This window comes from Yersinia enterocolitica subsp. enterocolitica (genome assembly GCF_901472495.1).
GTDB classification, from domain to species: Bacteria; Pseudomonadota; Gammaproteobacteria; order Enterobacterales; family Enterobacteriaceae; genus Yersinia; species Yersinia enterocolitica.
The window spans coordinates 1,273,432-1,288,143 of record NZ_LR590469.1 but is presented as its reverse complement, the minus strand read 5'-3'; the positions used below and the strand labels follow the sequence as shown (position 1 = coordinate 1,288,143).

The following is a 14,712-nucleotide window of genomic DNA, read 5'->3' as shown; positions in this document are numbered from 1 at the left end:
CGCCCATTACTGGGGATTCCTCAGCGCTCAGGCGGGGTTTTTTCATTTTATCCCCGAGCATTTGATGAGTCCCGATACTTTTGGTCTCAGTTCCTAACGCGTCTTAATTAGAACATCGACAGCAGCAGGGCAACGGGCAGGCTTAAGGGCCAGGTTATACCAATTAAAAGCGATGATAAGCACCTTACTACTAAGCTCTGGTCACGTGTCAGCGGGAAAATAATGAAAGTAGAAATAATAACGCCAACTACATAAATACAGAGCAGAATAAAACCGGTATTCATCGAGCAGTTTTCCTTTTGTCTATGTTGTTGGCTTATTATCGCCGAAAAAGACTGTATTTTTTGCAAAATAATTTAAATTATTAGGCCTCGCTATTTGTGTGGTTTTTATAGTTCAACGCCAGCATCAATTATCCTCAAATAATCTCTGTGTCTGGCTGGGGCACGGCGGCGAGCTATTTTCCAAAAGCAGTAAATATACGCCCAGGCCAACTGGCAGGGGGAGACAATGAAGATGGATAAATACTCCAGCGCGATATCCTTGTGGTTCGGCGGGTTAACAACAACGATTGGTGCGTTATCTCTAAACGAATGGGCCATGGTCGTCGGCATTGTCTGCACGACGGGAACCTTTATTGTTAACTGGCACTATAAGCGAAAAGAATTTCAATTACGGAAGAAATAAAATGTCTCCAACTCTTCGCAGTCAGTTAATGGGTGTTTCTGCTTTCGGATCACTGGCTATTGCCGGTGTATTACTGGGTGGTGATGATGGGTTAGAGGGCCGTAAGTATGTGGCTTACTACGATGTCGTCAATGTCCTCACTGTATGCGATGGCCACACTGGTAAAGATATCATCCCCAGTAAAAAATATTCTGATGCGGAATGCGATGCTTTATTGCAACAAGACTTGGCGCCGGTACAACGCATTGTTGATGCAGCTGTGAAAATCCCACTAAGCCAATACCAGAAAGCGGCTCTGTACTCGTTCACCTATAATGTCGGACGGCATGCGTTTATCCGATCTACGTTGCTTAAAAAGCTCAATACTGGCGACATCAAAGGCGCTTGCGATGAGTTACGCCGCTGGATATATGCTGATGGTCAGTCGTGGAAAGGGTTGCAAAATCGTCGCGAGATAGAGAGGGAATTATGTCTGACAGATTAAGTACTGCCCTTATCGCTGTTATAGCCGTGTAATTTGCTGTGTAGACGTATTACCACCGTCAAACAGCATAATTTCAATGTGACTTGGCCGAAATATCCGCAATAACTAATCAGCACAAGAATGGTCTTCGGACTATTGAAATTTAGATCCTGATTCACTGACTCCACTCAGCCGGGTTATTTAATCCTCTGGAGAAAATTGGAGTTATTACTAATTAGATAGCCGGCATATATCACAGGTGTTTGCCTGGCTAATTTATTTCACAAGAAAACAGAAACCTTAGTCCTGCACCGTCGCGAAATATCGCGATGGTGATAACCCATGCCGAGGAGCAATTCCCCGGTTTTTTTGTACAACTAAAAGGTATTTATTATGTCTACAAATTCAACTTTGAAATATCCAGTCGTATTAGTTCATGGCTTACTTGGATTCGACAAAATTGCAGGAGTTTACCCTTATTTTTATGGTGTCGAAGAACCGCTAAAAAAAGCGGGCGCACAAGTCTTTGTCGCCACAATTTCCGCCACCAACAGTAATGAAGTACGCGGCGAGCAATTACTTAAATTTGTCAAAGAAGTCATGGCAAAAACGGGGGCGAAAAAAGTTAACCTTATTGGTCATAGTCAGGGGCCTTTGGCATGTCGTTATGTTGCTGCAACGCATCCTGAACTTATAGCGTCTGTGACCTCGGTTAATGGGGTTAACCATGGGTCGGAAATTGCCGATTTAGTTCGTTCAGCGCTGGTGCCTGATAGTCTTCCGGAACATATTGTTAATACTATCATGTCTGCATTTGGTGTATTTGTTTCTCTGCTAAGTGGTAAGCCATTCCTACCACAGGATTTTATGGAGTCTATTGATGCACTGACGACCGAGAATGTGGCTAAGTTTAATACCAAATATCCTCAAGGGTTACCTGAAACCTGGGGAGGCGAGGGGAAAGAGTTTGATAATGGGGTCTACTATTATTCATGGGGGGGCGTTCTGGGTTATAACCCACTGATTGAAGGATTGAACAACCTCGACCCGTTGCACCATTCATTGGTTGCCTTATCACTCTTGTTCACCAAAGAACGCAATCAAAATGATGGTCTGGTCGGGCGTTACAGTATGCACTTGGGGAAAGTTATCCGTTCGGATTATCAGTTAGACCATGTGGATGCGATTAATCAGACCGCGGGTATGGTTAGCAAGGACATTGACCCAGTTCAATTGTTTGTAAATCAGATTGAGTTGTTAAAATCAAAAGGTCTTTAAATAATATCACCCCCTCTTTAACCAGAGGGGGTGAAATAGGTGAGTAATGTGATAAATAAAAATCATCATCATATAATTAATTAAAATTAATGAAAGATATGGAGATTCCAAAGTAAATAAAATGCAGAAAATCTATAGGTAAGTTAATTTTCCAGTAAGAATCTTCAATATTTTGATTGGATATTTTACTTAACATTGACAGATGAAAGCGAAATTAACTTTCATGTATGGAAATATAAGCTGTTAATGATTAAAAATAATGTAACCAGAAGAGAAAATATAGACTAAAATTTTATCAAGTTAAGCGGGGATAAATATTTTCAACGCGCCGGATATTTATATACAGCGATGTACATAGAATCTGGGTTAGGCCCCAAAATAGTTCTAACTTTTCGGTACTGGACACCGATTGATTCGAGGAATATTGTTTCGGTAACTATAAATACCTACCCCATAGTCAATCTACCATTATTAATCTTATCAAAAGTATGGTGTTAGCCTGGTTCAGCTGAAGTGGTCAAGCGTACCTATATATTCATTTTCTGCTCCTGATATTGAGGTTGGATTCTCACCGGAAGGATCGGCTCAGGCATTAGTGGTGGCAAGACAGCCAAGTGTTCCCTTCAAAGAGATACTCTAATCAGTCATGGGGCTGGAGTGGTGTTGTTTCTGATAGTTAAATATACAATGATAGTCACTAATCGGTGGACAAAACACAGATCCCAGTCCTCTATTAAGCAGTCTTTCAGAATTCACAAGCTAACGTGTTATAGTGTAATTTTTACGGAAAATCATGGTGACCAACTCATCCATTCGCCTTAACAAATACATTAGCGAGAGCGGAATATGCTCGCGTCGCGATGCAGACCGTTACATCGAACAGGGAAATGTTTTTATCAACGGCAAGCGGGCCACGGTGGGTGAGCAGGTGTATGCCGGGGATGTAGTGAAAGTTAACGGTCAACTTATCGAACCACGCGATCAAAATGATCTAGTGCTGATTGCGCTAAATAAGCCAGTTGGTATCATCTGTACTACGGAAGATGGTGAAGGCGATAATATCGTTGATTTTGTTAACCACAGCAAACGCGTTTTTCCTATCGGCCGCTTGGATAAAGATTCGCAGGGGCTAATATTCCTGACCAATCACGGCGATTTGGTCAACAAAATCCTGCGGGCTGGCAATGATCACGAAAAAGAATATGTGGTGACGGTCAATAAACTGGTGACTGACGAGTTTATTCTCGGCTTGGGGGCCGGTGTACCGATGCTGGGAACAGTAACTAAAAAATGCAAAGTAAGGAAAGAAGCCCCCTTTGTATTTAGTATCACTTTGGTACAGGGGCTTAATCGTCAAATTCGCCGCATGTGCAAGTACTTTGGTTATGAAGTAACTAAGCTTGAACGTACTCGTATTATGAACATTAACCTGAAAGGGCTGCCAATTGGCGAGTGGCGAGATTTACGCGATGATGAACTGATCGAATTATTTAAGCTGATTGAAAATTCTTCATCTGATGAGAAACCGCAAAAAAAACCAAAAGCTAAACCTGTTGTAGCTAAAAAACCGGCTATTAGCCGATCAAAACCCGCTGAAAAGTCAGAGGCTAACTCTGCTGGCCGTAAGCGCTTTACTCAGCCTGGGCGCAAGAAAAAAGGGCGCTAAGTGGGTGGTCACCACTGACCCACCGTTAATTGGCAGAATTATTTCTTATTAGAACAAGACATTATTGGGAGCCACTTTTACAATGGCTCTCAATTAAATCACCCTAATGGTGTAAACATCGGTAGTAATAAAGACAACTTAATTACGATAGCATTGGCAATATCCGGGAAGAATGCACCGACCATTGGGACTATAAGAAACGCAGTGTGTGATGGCCCAAAGCGATCAGTGATAGCTTGCATATTAGCAATCGCTGTTGGTGTAGCCCCTAAACTTAAACTACAATGCCCAGCTGCAAGAACCGCAGCATCGTAATTTTTACCCATAACGCGGTAAGTCACAAATATTGCATATAATGCCATTAGCAAAACTTTGCCACCCGCTCTTAAGCTGGCGAGATTGGCGTTGAGACCAATTGAGGCAAAAAAGATCAACATTAATGGGTCACGTAATGAGGTATCAAAATGAGCTTCCCAACCGGTAATTTGGTGTATAAGCAGGAACATTAACGCGACGAAGAGACCGCCCGCAATTGGGTCCGCAATAGCATATTTTTGTAATTAAGGGATCTTTTTGACGCACTGCCTTCCTAGCAATAGAACCAGGCTTGCAGCGACGAGTGTGCCATAAGCATCGAATTGGAGCATATTGAAATCCTATATATGTAAAGTTATAAGCCGTTATTTACGGTGTTCTTTACACATACTCAGATACCCTATATAGGAAGATTAATTGCAAAACTCCTTACCAAGGGGGGACTTAGTTATGGCATATTCTCGATGAGTACTTATATAACTATAAGTTAATACTCATATTGTCATTGTCGCTTAATTAAAGGGTAGCACGACTTTTTACTCTTACGATATGACATTTCTTACATATCATATTGTTGACAAGATACAACTTATTTACAGGATAAAAACCGGTTTATATCTCGAATTGCTTCATTTTAAATAGGAAGAACAGGCTTTAGGTTTAATGGTTTTTTTACATTACGGGGCTATAAGTTGATGGGCTAGGAAGAATTGCACAATCAATAGGTTCAATCTACTTCTAACTGAGGCTAGTCTATCATTCAGGTTGGTCATTTTCAGCATGGCGATAAACTTCACCACAAATCAGGACCACATCAGGCCTCCTTTGATGAATACGGGCAGCGACAGCCATGCATTCATGGCGTGTTGCATAAACATCGTCAGTCACGGGCAGAGCCTCGCAAGCATCCATTCCGCAGGTGCTAACCAGTAGAACAAATCCTATGAGCATATATTCTCCTTTTTTATAGGATTTCTATGAGTATAGCGTGTTTACGGGAGAGATTGTGCTCGGTTTTTTATTGAATCAATAGATGTTTACTCGGGCGCTTAAAGATTAACCAAATTTGGTAATGGCAACACCAGCCATAATAATGGCACTTGCGATAAGGCGTAATATTGAGGGCTTTTCTTTTAACATCCAGATAGAAATAACCATGGCGAACAGTACGCTGGTCTCACGTAGTGCTGCTACCAAGGCGATTGGTGTACTCTTCATGGCCCAAATGACGATGCCATAAGCCAATAATTGCATAGCACCACCAATGATGCCGTGACGCCAATGTTGCTTGATTTCACAAAAAATTCTATTCCTGTGCATTATCCAAAGCAGCACAAACATGGCTATCCCATTGGACATAAATAGCCAAAAAATATAACTGAGAGGTTCTATACTGGCCCGACTGCCCGCACCATCGGATAGGGTATAGCAGGCGGTAAATATCGCCGTAATTAATGCATAGATGATGGCTCGGCGATTGAGTTTGTTCGGGCCATGGCGGCCATCAAATGTCATCATAATGACCCCCGAAACCAAAATAACGGCTCCGAATAACGCCATTATGCGTGGAATTTCTGACAAAATTAACCACGAAAGTAGGGCACTTAATAGTGGTGCTACGCCACGCGCGATAGGATAAATTTGCCCGAACTCGGCTTGTTCGTAGGCTTTACTGAGAAAGAGACAATACCCAGTGTGAAAAGCGACTGACAGAAGTAACCAAGGGAGCGCGTTGAGAGAGGGTAAACCTACAAAGAAAATGCCGAAGAGTGAGATGACGCCGGAAAAAATTGCCATCAATGAAATGGCAACTAAACGGTCAGTACCAAATTTAACTAAAGCATTCCAGCTAGCATGTAGCAGTGCCGCGCCCAATACTGCAATGAAGATTTCAGTGCTCATCCCTGCTCCTTATTTAGGCGCATCAGTTTACCTTGGATTAGCTTGTTTGGCATGAGAATTAAATAGGATCATTAACAATGAGAAGGTTTAAAAGCTTTAGATTAATCAGTATATATACCGAATGATCTCAATATAATGCGGAGATGTATAATCTAATAGCGCTACGGTTAAGGCTTCCTAAAATAGTGCTAATTTGGCATTATATGGCAATGCATGATTTTTTTAGGATGAGTGATGAAACAGTTCCCTTTTGATAAACGTTACGAGATTGAAGATGCCAGCGGTGTTGTTGAGTACTACATTGACGGTGATGAATATATTCGCGGTCAGGACGGTATTCCAGGGTATCGAATTGCGGGTTATGAAGTATACGAATATAATGCAGAAGCCAAGCTTGCTGGTTTCCTTGAGGGGAAACATATCACAACCCCAGATGCAGATATTCTGCTGACAATTTTAGATGATAAACCTGCGGAAGATTTACCTGCATAAGTTTGATTTTGGGCTAGGGTAGCGTGGCCCAAAATCTAATACACTTCTATCTTGCCTGGTACTGTGAGTAAAAATGCCAACATCCTATGTCCCCATACCTAATTGCGATAGAATTGACAGAGTAACTAATGTGATAAGATATGTTTGAGGATATAAAGCATATGATTGCTCAGTTTACTATGGATAATATTGTCGGGCTGATTTTGGTCATCAGTTGTGTCATTGCTTTATTAATTGTATCTGTCTGGGGAATGCGGCGGCACCATTCTCGTTACAGTTTCATATTGCAGTTTGTCAGCTTCCTCCTGTGGTCTGTCATGGTAATGGTGATGGGGAACATCATCAATAATGCGCTCGCTGATATAAAGATAAGCTTTATCACACCTAAGACGGTTAATTTCGTCTGCATGTCAGTCATCTTATTAATGCTAATACGTAAGATGTTTGTATTATTTGATGTGTTGGAAAAACGGCAGGTAGCAAAAGGCAGTGATATCACCAGCGCTAAAATTATTGCGCGCATGTTAAAAATCACGCTTGTAGTGGTCGTTGTTCTGCTCTATGGCGAGCATTTGGGCATGAGTTTTTCCGGGCTGGTTACCTTTGGCGGTATTGGTGGTCTTGCCGTAGGTCTGGCTGGAAAAGATATTTTGAGTAATTTCTTCTCTGGAGTGATGCTTTATTTTGATCGCCCTTTTAATATTGGAGACTGGATACGTTTGCCGGATCGTCATATTGAAGGTGTTGTTGTTGAAATAGGTTGGCGGCTGACAAAAATAATGACATTTGAAAACCGCCCACTGTACGTTCCTAATTCTGCATTCACAGATACTAGTGTTGAAAACCCAGGTCGCATGACTAACCGTAGAATAAAAACCACTCTGGCGCTGCGTTATGAGGATGCCGATAAAATTGGCGCAATTGTGGATGAGATGCACAAATTTTTAGCCAATAATGATGATATCGATCACCAACAAACCTTGTTGGTCTATTTCAATGGATTTGGCGAGTCTTCTCTTAATATTATGGTTTATTGCTTTACCAAGACAAGAGTGTGGGCTGAATGGTTAGCCGTTCAGCAGACCTGCTATTTGAAGTTTATCGATATTGTTCATCAGCACGGTGCAGACTTTGCTTTCCCTAGCCGTACGCTTTATGTCGAAGATAGCACTGAGTCACCGTTCACTCCGGCGGAGCAGTAATTCTATTTTTATATGGTAACCGCCTCCGGGCGGTTATCTTATCAGAGTAGGAAATACCCAATAGATTAGGGGCAATTCAACACGGCGTTATTCCTGATAATAACTTTTTACAGAAGGTACTTTTCAGCCCGCTTAAAACCGACTAACGTAATCTTTTAGTGATAATTAGCCGGAGCCACCAATGAGTCAGCAACCCATTGTCTTGTATACCGATGCGGATTTTTTTAGCCCTTATGTCATGTCGGTCTATGTATCACTGACAGAAAAAGCGCTTCCCTTTACACTGAACACCATTGATCTGTCTGCTGGCGAGAACCTGCGTGAGGGATTTGGCAAGCTATCGGTAACTCGTCGTGTGCCTACACTGACTATCGATAATTTTCGATTATCTGAATCCTCAGCGATTTCTGAATACTTAGAAGAGCGATTTCCTTCAGCGGAATACGCGAGAATCTATCCGCAAGATAGACAAGAACGTGCCAAAGCACGCGAAATCCAAGCCTGGCTACGCAGTGATTTTATGCCAATTAGGGCAGAACGGCCTACCGAAGTCGTCTTTGCCGGAATGAAAATGCCGCTATTATCCGATCAGGGGCAACAGGCGGCCCATAAGCTGATTTCAGGGCTGGAACGCCTACTTTCAGATGGCCGAAAGAATTTATTCAGTGAATGGTGTATTGCGGATACTGATTTGGCATTAATGCTTAATCGGCTGGTGCTCAATGGGGATGAACTGCCGGGATATCTGAGCAAATATGCAAGCTATCAATGGCAGCGGCCTTCTGTGCAGCGATGGTGCACATTGTCACAAAAATAGAGTCGGTTATCCCTTTTTAAGCACAAGGATGCAGGAAGTGTGTAAAAAGATTGGCGCAGAATGAAGAACATGATTGAAGTTGAAACTGAGCGGCTACGGCTGCGGCAATGGATACCTTCAGACCAAGCCCCTTTTGCCGCACTTAATGCCGATAAGCGGGTGATGGAGTATTTCCCTGCGCCCTTGACTCGCGAGGAAAGTGATGCAATGGCCTCACGTTGTCAGCGATTGATTGAACAGCATGGTTGGGGGTTGTGGGCCGTCGAGCTTAAAGCCACAAAGCAATTGGTGGGGGCTTTGGGGTTGCATATTCCCGCAGCCAAACTCCCTTTTTCTCCTTGCGTAGAAATAGGTTGGCGCTTTGCTTACCCATTCTGGGGGCAGGGGTTAGCAACAGAAGCCGCTTTGGCTGCTTTGCGGGTAGGTTTCGAGAGATTAAAGTTGCCTAAAATTGTTTCATTCACTGCATTAATTAATTTGCGCTCACAAGCTGTGATGGAACGAATAGGAATGGTGCGAGCACCGGAGAGTTTTCCTCACCCTAATGTCAGCCCTGACAGCCCGCTTAGCCAGCATTGCTGGTATTACCTCACATCTCATCAGTGGCAGAGTCGTTAGGAGTTATTGATATTAAGGCGCGGAATTTTTGATTCAGTACAGCGGTGCGGCTACGGCTATAACTACATCAAATCAAGCAGGGGCAGTGAGCCATCAACTACTGCAGCAGTGATATAGATAATAAAAAGTGAATAGAGAAAGACGTTGCTGATCATTTGACACCTCGGGTTACCTACACGGGTAAAACTTTTGGTCATGACAGAGCAATTACAATATAGCATGCAAATTGAATAAAAAGCGCACAAAAAATGAATAACTAATGAATTTATTGTTGCTGATTTGTGATGCGGGCGGCTTTTTTATCAACCCAGCGACTTATGGGGCAAATTTTCGAGCGCTCTAGAAAACTAAAAGTGATACAAGCCAGAGAGATGAGACGAGGAGTGAAATTTATTGAATCTAGTGTTTTATCAATCGGTTAGCTTCAATTGAAAACAATTTAAGCAGCATACGAGCAGAGAGGGTGTAATTGTGCTACACTATGCGACCGATAATCAAGGATAAAACATGAAAAAAGTCGCAATCATTGCTCAGTGCTTAATAAACGCCAAGAGTTTCAGTGAGATGTCCGAAGCTGAATCCTCGATAAAAAAGACTTTCAACGAAAGTTATGCCGATCATTCATTCGATGAATGGAATACTGATGTTTCTACGTTGAGTGCTAACCGTATTATTAGCCTGGTTGCTGGTGCTTCCAAGGTTCGGGTCAGAGGGTTGATCCAAGAATTATGGAATCACTGATCCCAGCCCAAGGGTTTCTTATAACCTACCTACCATTTCACTACGCCAAGCATGCCAGCCATGCTGCGTGGTGAATGTTCCTCCCCGTAGCTTTCCATTTTCTGCTTGTTTCTTTCCATTGTCTCCTGCAAACCCGGTTCTTTCCATTGATTGAAAGCTGATCCGGTACAGATAATCTGAGTAACGCTGACCACGCCACGGTTTAGTGCCGCCGGTTAACGTAATCTAATAAGGTTGTACAACTGAGAGGCGAGCATATGTCATTTCTAGATAGTGTCAGAAGACTGGTTAGCAATGCCAAGGTGAAAATTAAATGCCCGGATTGTGGTGCAACGTCTGAGCAAAGCACGGAAAAAGTGCATAAAAATACGGCGTTAGTGTGCCCCAAATGTGGCTGCTTATTTTTACCTAAAGATAAACATTAGCGGCGGGTGATATTAACCAAAGATCATTGATGCCCACCGCAACAGCATTAATGCGCCGCAGATGCAAAGTAACACCACAAACATCTTCCAATGTTTTGTATGCAAGCGTTTGGTCCCCATAGGCCTTTATTTTTACCTCGATAGATTTGTTTGGCTTGAAATTATTTTGCGGGATTTATATGTTTACCGCAACTTAGGTATAGTAGCGAAAATTTATGTTGATGCGAGAGTGAGTTCGTGGCGTTGAGGTATAATATGCGTTGCATCAATAATATTACGATTAGGAATAATGAAACTATGGCTGCAATTCCACAAAAATATGAAAACGCCGAACGCTGGGCTTTTGGTGATACTGAACAAGTCGCAGATGATTTATTGGCGCTGGTTCTCAATGGCACTAAAACAGCAACCTGTGCGGCATTAGATGATGAAGGTGTCCCGCAGGCGGGTGATGTATTTGTTGTGGTCAATGGTCGCAATGAGCCGGTATGCGCAGTTGGGCTGACGGATGTTGAGTTGAAAACCTTTGATCAGGTTGATGAGGCGCACGCTTTGGCTGAAGGTGAGGGCGATCGCACATTGGCTTACTGGCGTAAAACACAACAACGTTTTTTTGAGGAATATGAACTTTTTTCCCCAGATATGATGCTGATTTGTATGCAATTCAAAGTGCTGGAAATATTCTAATAGCCGATTTATCCAGCAAGGAAACGGATTCGTTTTTTGGCTAGTTGGTTTTATCGGATATGAAAGAAGGAACCGCCACTCATAAGTTTTAGCTATGGGTGACGGATCTTTGAACCATCAAGTCACCCTCATTACCCAGGCATCTTGATGTCGGTCATAGTGCTTTTTGTAGAGCAGTTTATCTTGGCCATCTAATGTTGCCGGAATACTGGTACTTTCGTCCCACCCATCGAGCTGCATACACAATTCAGGATCCGATTTACACGGGATACTGACCGTGTTCTCACCTTTATCTACTGGTGCGGATAGCACTGCATCGTCAACTTCAAAATCTCTGATTTTTACTACAGTATTTCCCATAAAGACTCCTTTCTAACCTGGTGGTATGAGGTGTGACCAGACTGGTCGCCTTATTGAGAATAGCCGAGCTTAAAAAAAGTGCCAGAAGTTGTCGCGAAATAATGCAGCGTTCCTAGCAAGGAAGTTCGGCTAAGTTGAACTGATTGCGCCCATTCTTTTTAGAATAATAAAGCGCCTGGTCAGCGGTGAGCATTAAATCAGACTGATCAGTAATGCTGCTGTGCAGATGGGATTGATAGACAGTGACACCCAGGCTGATGGTGACTTTGCGAAACTTACTTTCACTATGCTTGATACCCATCGCGCGGATAGATTGCAAAATGTGCTCGGCGACCAGACTGGCCCCTTTTTGATCAGTATCCGGTAAGATTGCCGCAAATTCCTCACCGCCATAACGAGCCACAATATCGGTGCTGCGTTTCAATGACTTACGCAATGCTCTGGCGACCAGTCGCAGGCAGGCATCACCAGAGATATGGCCGTAACAATCATTGAAATTCTTAAAGTAGTCGATATCAATCATTAAAACTGCCAATGGCGAAGCTGAGCGCCTTGCCCGCATAAATTCATGGGCGAGCACTTTCTTGAACTCTCGACGATTAGGTAATTTAGTTAATGAGTCGGTTCTGGCTTGAATTTCGAGACGCCGATTAGCCTTAATCAGTTTAAGTTCCAGAAGCTTACGCTCGTGGATATCTTCTGCTGTGCCGTACCAGCACTCCACATTGCCGTGCTCATCTACACTGGGTACGGCGCGAATACGCATCCAGTTCCAACCTTTTTCCACATGACAAAAACGTATTTCGACATCAAGTGGGTCATGTGTTTGCAGAGAATGCTCCCAACTTATTAATGTGGGATGGCGGTCATCAGCATGAATGGTTCGCAGCCATCTGTCTGCCAACGCTTCTTCGCGGGTTAGCCCAGTGATTTTTTCAAAGCGAGAGCTGACATTGGTGATCATGCCGTCTGGGGAGGCAGTCCAGGGGATCTGTGGGTTCAGTTCCACCATATTGCGATAATGTTGCTTACTGCTACGCAACTTCTCTTCCATCTTTTTCAGTGCGGAGATATCAATCATGGCGACGGACAGGCCACTCACCTGACCACTAGGATATCTGGCGGCATTGATGCGCATGAAAAATACCCGTTGCTTATCCGGCATTGGAAACTCGGCATCGGGGATGCTGTCGTTACAATAGGCTTTTAGCAGGGCACTTTGCAGTATAGGGATGATACCAGGTAAGAAATCAGCCACTTTATGACCATTCACTTCAGCTGTTTTTTTACCTAATAATTCTGCCAGATAGTCATTTACCGTCAGGTAGTGCAAGGCTGTATCAATAAAGCACAGGCCGGCTGGGGCACTGGAATAAATGGATTCCAACTCGAAGAGGCGTTGACTGGCGTTGTAAGGTAAGTTGCTAAGATTACGGTCTATTCCCCGATAACCTTTGAATTCCCCATTGTGGTCAAAAAGTGGAATACCACTACTTTCTATCAAGACTTCGCTGCCATCTGCGCGGATATTACGGTTTTGTAATCCCGCAAAAGGAATGCGCTCAGCGGCAATTTCGGCGAATAGTTTTCCTACCCGATGAGCTTCATCTTTGGGCATAAAATCAAATGGTGTTTTGCCGATCACTTCATGAGGAAGGCGGCCTAGCAGCTCGATAGATTTTGCAGATGAAAACGTATAACGGCCGGCAACATCAACTTCCCAGATCCAGTCTGAATTATTTTCGATGATATCCCGTAAGCTGTTCATTTCTTTTAACAGAGCAATGTCAGCTGATTTTTCCCGATTATCATAATCAGTCATGATGCCCACTCCTGTTTAATCGCGGCTTTCCTTAGATAGAAGTCTGTCGGCTATTATTTAAGCCCGCAGATTGTATAACAGGGACAGATTTAGTACAGCTCATTCGGAATATTCTTATCTACAAATTATTTTATTATGATTATCGCACTGATAAATAAAGGAAAACTGATAATGACCCCTTTGAGGATATTGAAAAATGGGCTTCCCAGATAAAATTAACAATCAATACACCAGAACCAGGCTAACATTATCCCGATAGTCGCCCGGTGTTCTTTGATTCTGATTGGGGTTAATCACAGCGTGAAAAGGAACGAGCTGCGCGGCTCCAGTTCCTGAGCCGGGTTGCATTGAACTTGCATCCCACAGTGTGGTGCCGGAGGTGCCCTGATACAGCTGATATTGCAGATAGTCAGTGACAGTTGTGGAATTCAATTTCATTTGTCGCCAATTCGTCACTGGGTTATCCCCTGGTGTGACATAAGTATTAAAGGTGGTGCCCTTGGTGCAGGTGAGGGTGATATTTTGGCTGATTGGGTTAAATTGTCCGACTAATGCAAAACTACCAAAATTGACATCTGAGGCGCTATTAATGGCGCAATCCTTGCTGACCACTAAAGTGACAGTCACTGAGGAGATATCAGTACCCGTTCCGCTGCCAACCCAGGAGCCTATGCAGCCTCCCAGCACGTTCAGTACTTTGCAAATGTTGTAATTCCAGGCCAGATTGATCACATCTGTATAGGTTCCAGCACTGATATTGGTGCTAATGACGCCGTTATTTCCAGTACGAATGTAGATGGGTAAATTTGCGTTTAGAGAACCTAAGCTAATTGATAGCAAACTTGAACTTGCGTAATCCAATTTACCGCCAATAGGCAACGCAGGGCTGAAGGTGCCGGTACGATAAATCGAGTAAGGAATCAGGTCGCCAACTTCATTTTTGAGGTTAAGGTTATTAGTTGTGCCGGATATTGTTGCGGACAAAGTAAATGACCCTAATAACGTAATTGAGATTAATGCCCCTGGGCAGGTCATTGCCGTTGCTCCCTGAGCATTAACGGCGGTGGTACCAGCGGTTACAGATGAGCTGGGCGGCAGGGTGACCGTGCCGGGTGAGAAAGTACAGGAGTCAGCTTGAGCAGGAGGAGCAATAAGCCCCATCAGTAATATCAGCAAAGTGATAATACCCAAGTGGCTAGCTACCAAGCTGATTCTAATGTTATTTGGGGTCATATCC

General features: G+C 43.3%; 18 protein-coding genes and 2 pseudogenes. 11 read left to right on the top strand and 9 right to left on the bottom strand.

What is annotated here, in order from left to right:
• Nucleotides 1–107 precede the first annotated feature (107 nt).
• Nucleotides 108–284 carry a GhoT/OrtT family toxin gene (locus tag FGL26_RS06040; protein WP_005170265.1) on the bottom strand — a complete coding sequence of 59 codons (177 nt, stop codon included), beginning with the start codon at nt 282–284 and terminating at the stop codon, nt 108–110.
• Between the two features lie 226 nt (nt 285–510).
• On the opposite strand from FGL26_RS06040, the gene FGL26_RS06035 reads away from it, so the two are divergent.
• The 4 genes from FGL26_RS06035 to rluF all read left to right on the top strand — a co-directional run bounded on the left by FGL26_RS06035 (nt 511) and on the right by rluF (nt 4,094).
• Nucleotides 511–687, top strand: coding sequence for a phage holin family protein (locus FGL26_RS06035; RefSeq protein ID WP_005161370.1), 177 nt, complete (start codon nt 511–513; stop codon nt 685–687).
• Nucleotide 688: 1 nt separating this feature from the next.
• Nucleotides 689–1,171, top strand: coding sequence for a lysozyme (locus tag FGL26_RS06030; protein ID WP_005170262.1), 483 nt, complete (start codon nt 689–691; stop codon nt 1,169–1,171).
• A 372-nt stretch (nt 1,172–1,543) separates the two neighbouring features.
• Nucleotides 1,544–2,428: a lipase family alpha/beta hydrolase gene (locus FGL26_RS06025; RefSeq protein WP_005170261.1), complete on the top strand. Its 885-nt coding sequence runs from the start codon at nt 1,544–1,546 to the stop codon at nt 2,426–2,428.
• A 793-nt stretch (nt 2,429–3,221) separates the two neighbouring features.
• Nucleotides 3,222–4,094 (top strand): 23S rRNA pseudouridine(2604) synthase RluF, encoded by an 873-nt coding sequence (gene rluF, locus FGL26_RS06020; RefSeq protein WP_005170259.1) that lies wholly within the window; start codon nt 3,222–3,224, stop codon nt 4,092–4,094.
• 98 nt (nt 4,095–4,192) lie between these two features.
• On the opposite strand, the pseudogene FGL26_RS22005 reads toward rluF, so the two are convergent.
• The 4 genes and pseudogenes from FGL26_RS22005 to FGL26_RS06005 form a co-directional block, all read right to left on the bottom strand.
• Nucleotides 4,193–4,468, bottom strand: a pseudogene (locus tag FGL26_RS22005) (sodium/glutamate symporter); the annotation flags it as partial.
• A 6-nt stretch (nt 4,469–4,474) separates the two neighbouring features.
• A pseudogene (locus FGL26_RS22000) lies at nt 4,475–4,642 on the bottom strand (sodium/glutamate symporter); the annotation flags it as partial.
• A 523-nt stretch (nt 4,643–5,165) separates the two neighbouring features.
• The gene (locus tag FGL26_RS06010) at nt 5,166–5,360 is read right to left on the bottom strand and encodes a hypothetical protein (RefSeq protein WP_005170255.1); all 195 of its coding nucleotides are present in this window, start codon (nt 5,358–5,360) and stop codon (nt 5,166–5,168) included.
• Between the two features lie 105 nt (nt 5,361–5,465).
• Nucleotides 5,466–6,311 (bottom strand): DMT family transporter, encoded by an 846-nt coding sequence (locus FGL26_RS06005; protein ID WP_005170253.1) that lies wholly within the window; start codon nt 6,309–6,311, stop codon nt 5,466–5,468.
• Between the two features lie 234 nt (nt 6,312–6,545).
• Between FGL26_RS06005 and FGL26_RS06000 the strand changes: the two genes are divergently transcribed.
• The 6 genes from FGL26_RS06000 to FGL26_RS21635 all read left to right on the top strand — a co-directional run bounded on the left by FGL26_RS06000 (nt 6,546) and on the right by FGL26_RS21635 (nt 10,606).
• Complete coding sequence (locus FGL26_RS06000) at nt 6,546–6,803, top strand: hypothetical protein (protein ID WP_005170251.1); 258 nt, start codon at nt 6,546–6,548, stop codon at nt 6,801–6,803.
• Between the two features lie 161 nt (nt 6,804–6,964).
• Complete coding sequence (locus FGL26_RS05995) at nt 6,965–8,005, top strand: mechanosensitive ion channel family protein (RefSeq protein ID WP_005170249.1); 1,041 nt, start codon at nt 6,965–6,967, stop codon at nt 8,003–8,005.
• Between the two features lie 181 nt (nt 8,006–8,186).
• Complete coding sequence (gene yfcF, locus FGL26_RS05990; RefSeq protein WP_005170247.1) at nt 8,187–8,822, top strand: glutathione transferase; 636 nt, start codon at nt 8,187–8,189, stop codon at nt 8,820–8,822.
• Nucleotides 8,823–8,891: 69 nt separating this feature from the next.
• On the top strand, nt 8,892–9,440 hold the full coding sequence (locus FGL26_RS05985; RefSeq protein WP_005170245.1) for a GNAT family N-acetyltransferase: 549 nt from the start codon (nt 8,892–8,894) through the stop codon (nt 9,438–9,440).
• 507 nt (nt 9,441–9,947) lie between these two features.
• Nucleotides 9,948–10,181, top strand: coding sequence for a hypothetical protein (locus tag FGL26_RS05980; protein WP_005170244.1), 234 nt, complete (start codon nt 9,948–9,950; stop codon nt 10,179–10,181).
• Nucleotides 10,182–10,438: 257 nt separating this feature from the next.
• A complete protein-coding gene (locus tag FGL26_RS21635) occupies nt 10,439–10,606 on the top strand; it encodes a YnfU family zinc-binding protein (RefSeq protein WP_005164920.1) in 168 nt (55 codons plus the stop codon).
• 12 nt (nt 10,607–10,618) lie between these two features.
• Here the strand turns inward: FGL26_RS21635 and yniD are convergent, their stop codons facing one another.
• Entirely contained in the window at nt 10,619–10,726 is a 108-nt protein-coding gene (gene yniD, locus FGL26_RS21630) for a small membrane protein YniD (RefSeq protein WP_085903066.1), read from the bottom strand.
• A gap of 177 nt (nt 10,727–10,903) precedes the next feature.
• Between yniD and FGL26_RS05975 the strand changes: the two genes are divergently transcribed.
• The gene (locus FGL26_RS05975; RefSeq protein WP_005170242.1) at nt 10,904–11,293 is read left to right on the top strand and encodes an ASCH domain-containing protein; all 390 of its coding nucleotides are present in this window, start codon (nt 10,904–10,906) and stop codon (nt 11,291–11,293) included.
• A 117-nt stretch (nt 11,294–11,410) separates the two neighbouring features.
• Here FGL26_RS05975 and FGL26_RS05970 read toward each other — a convergent pair whose 3' ends face one another.
• From FGL26_RS05970 to FGL26_RS05960, 3 genes are all read right to left on the bottom strand, one after another.
• Nucleotides 11,411–11,653 carry a DUF1480 family protein gene (locus FGL26_RS05970; protein ID WP_005164922.1) on the bottom strand — a complete coding sequence of 81 codons (243 nt, stop codon included), beginning with the start codon at nt 11,651–11,653 and terminating at the stop codon, nt 11,411–11,413.
• Nucleotides 11,654–11,765: 112 nt separating this feature from the next.
• Nucleotides 11,766–13,475, bottom strand: a complete 1,710-nt coding sequence (locus FGL26_RS05965; RefSeq protein WP_005170240.1) for a sensor domain-containing diguanylate cyclase — start codon at nt 13,473–13,475, stop codon at nt 11,766–11,768.
• Between the two features lie 222 nt (nt 13,476–13,697).
• The gene (locus FGL26_RS05960; protein WP_005170237.1) at nt 13,698–14,708 is read right to left on the bottom strand and encodes a Csu type fimbrial protein; all 1,011 of its coding nucleotides are present in this window, start codon (nt 14,706–14,708) and stop codon (nt 13,698–13,700) included.
• Nucleotides 14,709–14,712: the final 4 nt, after the last annotated feature.

Coding starts and splice junctions, on each gene's coding strand:
- FGL26_RS06040 (WP_005170265.1), bottom strand. CDS start 284: ATGAATACCGGTTTTATTCTGCTCTGTATTTATGTAGTTGGCGTTATT.
- FGL26_RS06035 (WP_005161370.1), top strand. CDS start 511: ATGAAGATGGATAAATACTCCAGCGCGATATCCTTGTGGTTCGGCGGG.
- FGL26_RS06030 (WP_005170262.1), top strand. CDS start 689: ATGTCTCCAACTCTTCGCAGTCAGTTAATGGGTGTTTCTGCTTTCGGA.
- FGL26_RS06025 (WP_005170261.1), top strand. CDS start 1,544: ATGTCTACAAATTCAACTTTGAAATATCCAGTCGTATTAGTTCATGGC.
- rluF (WP_005170259.1), top strand. CDS start 3,222: ATGGTGACCAACTCATCCATTCGCCTTAACAAATACATTAGCGAGAGC.
- FGL26_RS06010 (WP_005170255.1), bottom strand. CDS start 5,360: ATGCTCATAGGATTTGTTCTACTGGTTAGCACCTGCGGAATGGATGCT.
- FGL26_RS06005 (WP_005170253.1), bottom strand. CDS start 6,311: ATGAGCACTGAAATCTTCATTGCAGTATTGGGCGCGGCACTGCTACAT.
- FGL26_RS06000 (WP_005170251.1), top strand. CDS start 6,546: ATGAAACAGTTCCCTTTTGATAAACGTTACGAGATTGAAGATGCCAGC.
- FGL26_RS05995 (WP_005170249.1), top strand. CDS start 6,965: ATGATTGCTCAGTTTACTATGGATAATATTGTCGGGCTGATTTTGGTC.
- yfcF (WP_005170247.1), top strand. CDS start 8,187: ATGAGTCAGCAACCCATTGTCTTGTATACCGATGCGGATTTTTTTAGC.
- FGL26_RS05985 (WP_005170245.1), top strand. CDS start 8,892: ATGATTGAAGTTGAAACTGAGCGGCTACGGCTGCGGCAATGGATACCT.
- FGL26_RS05980 (WP_005170244.1), top strand. CDS start 9,948: ATGAAAAAAGTCGCAATCATTGCTCAGTGCTTAATAAACGCCAAGAGT.
- FGL26_RS21635 (WP_005164920.1), top strand. CDS start 10,439: ATGTCATTTCTAGATAGTGTCAGAAGACTGGTTAGCAATGCCAAGGTG.
- yniD (WP_085903066.1), bottom strand. CDS start 10,726: ATGGGGACCAAACGCTTGCATACAAAACATTGGAAGATGTTTGTGGTG.
- FGL26_RS05975 (WP_005170242.1), top strand. CDS start 10,904: ATGGCTGCAATTCCACAAAAATATGAAAACGCCGAACGCTGGGCTTTT.
- FGL26_RS05970 (WP_005164922.1), bottom strand. CDS start 11,653: ATGGGAAATACTGTAGTAAAAATCAGAGATTTTGAAGTTGACGATGCA.
- FGL26_RS05965 (WP_005170240.1), bottom strand. CDS start 13,475: ATGACTGATTATGATAATCGGGAAAAATCAGCTGACATTGCTCTGTTA.
- FGL26_RS05960 (WP_005170237.1), bottom strand. CDS start 14,708: ATGACCCCAAATAACATTAGAATCAGCTTGGTAGCTAGCCACTTGGGT.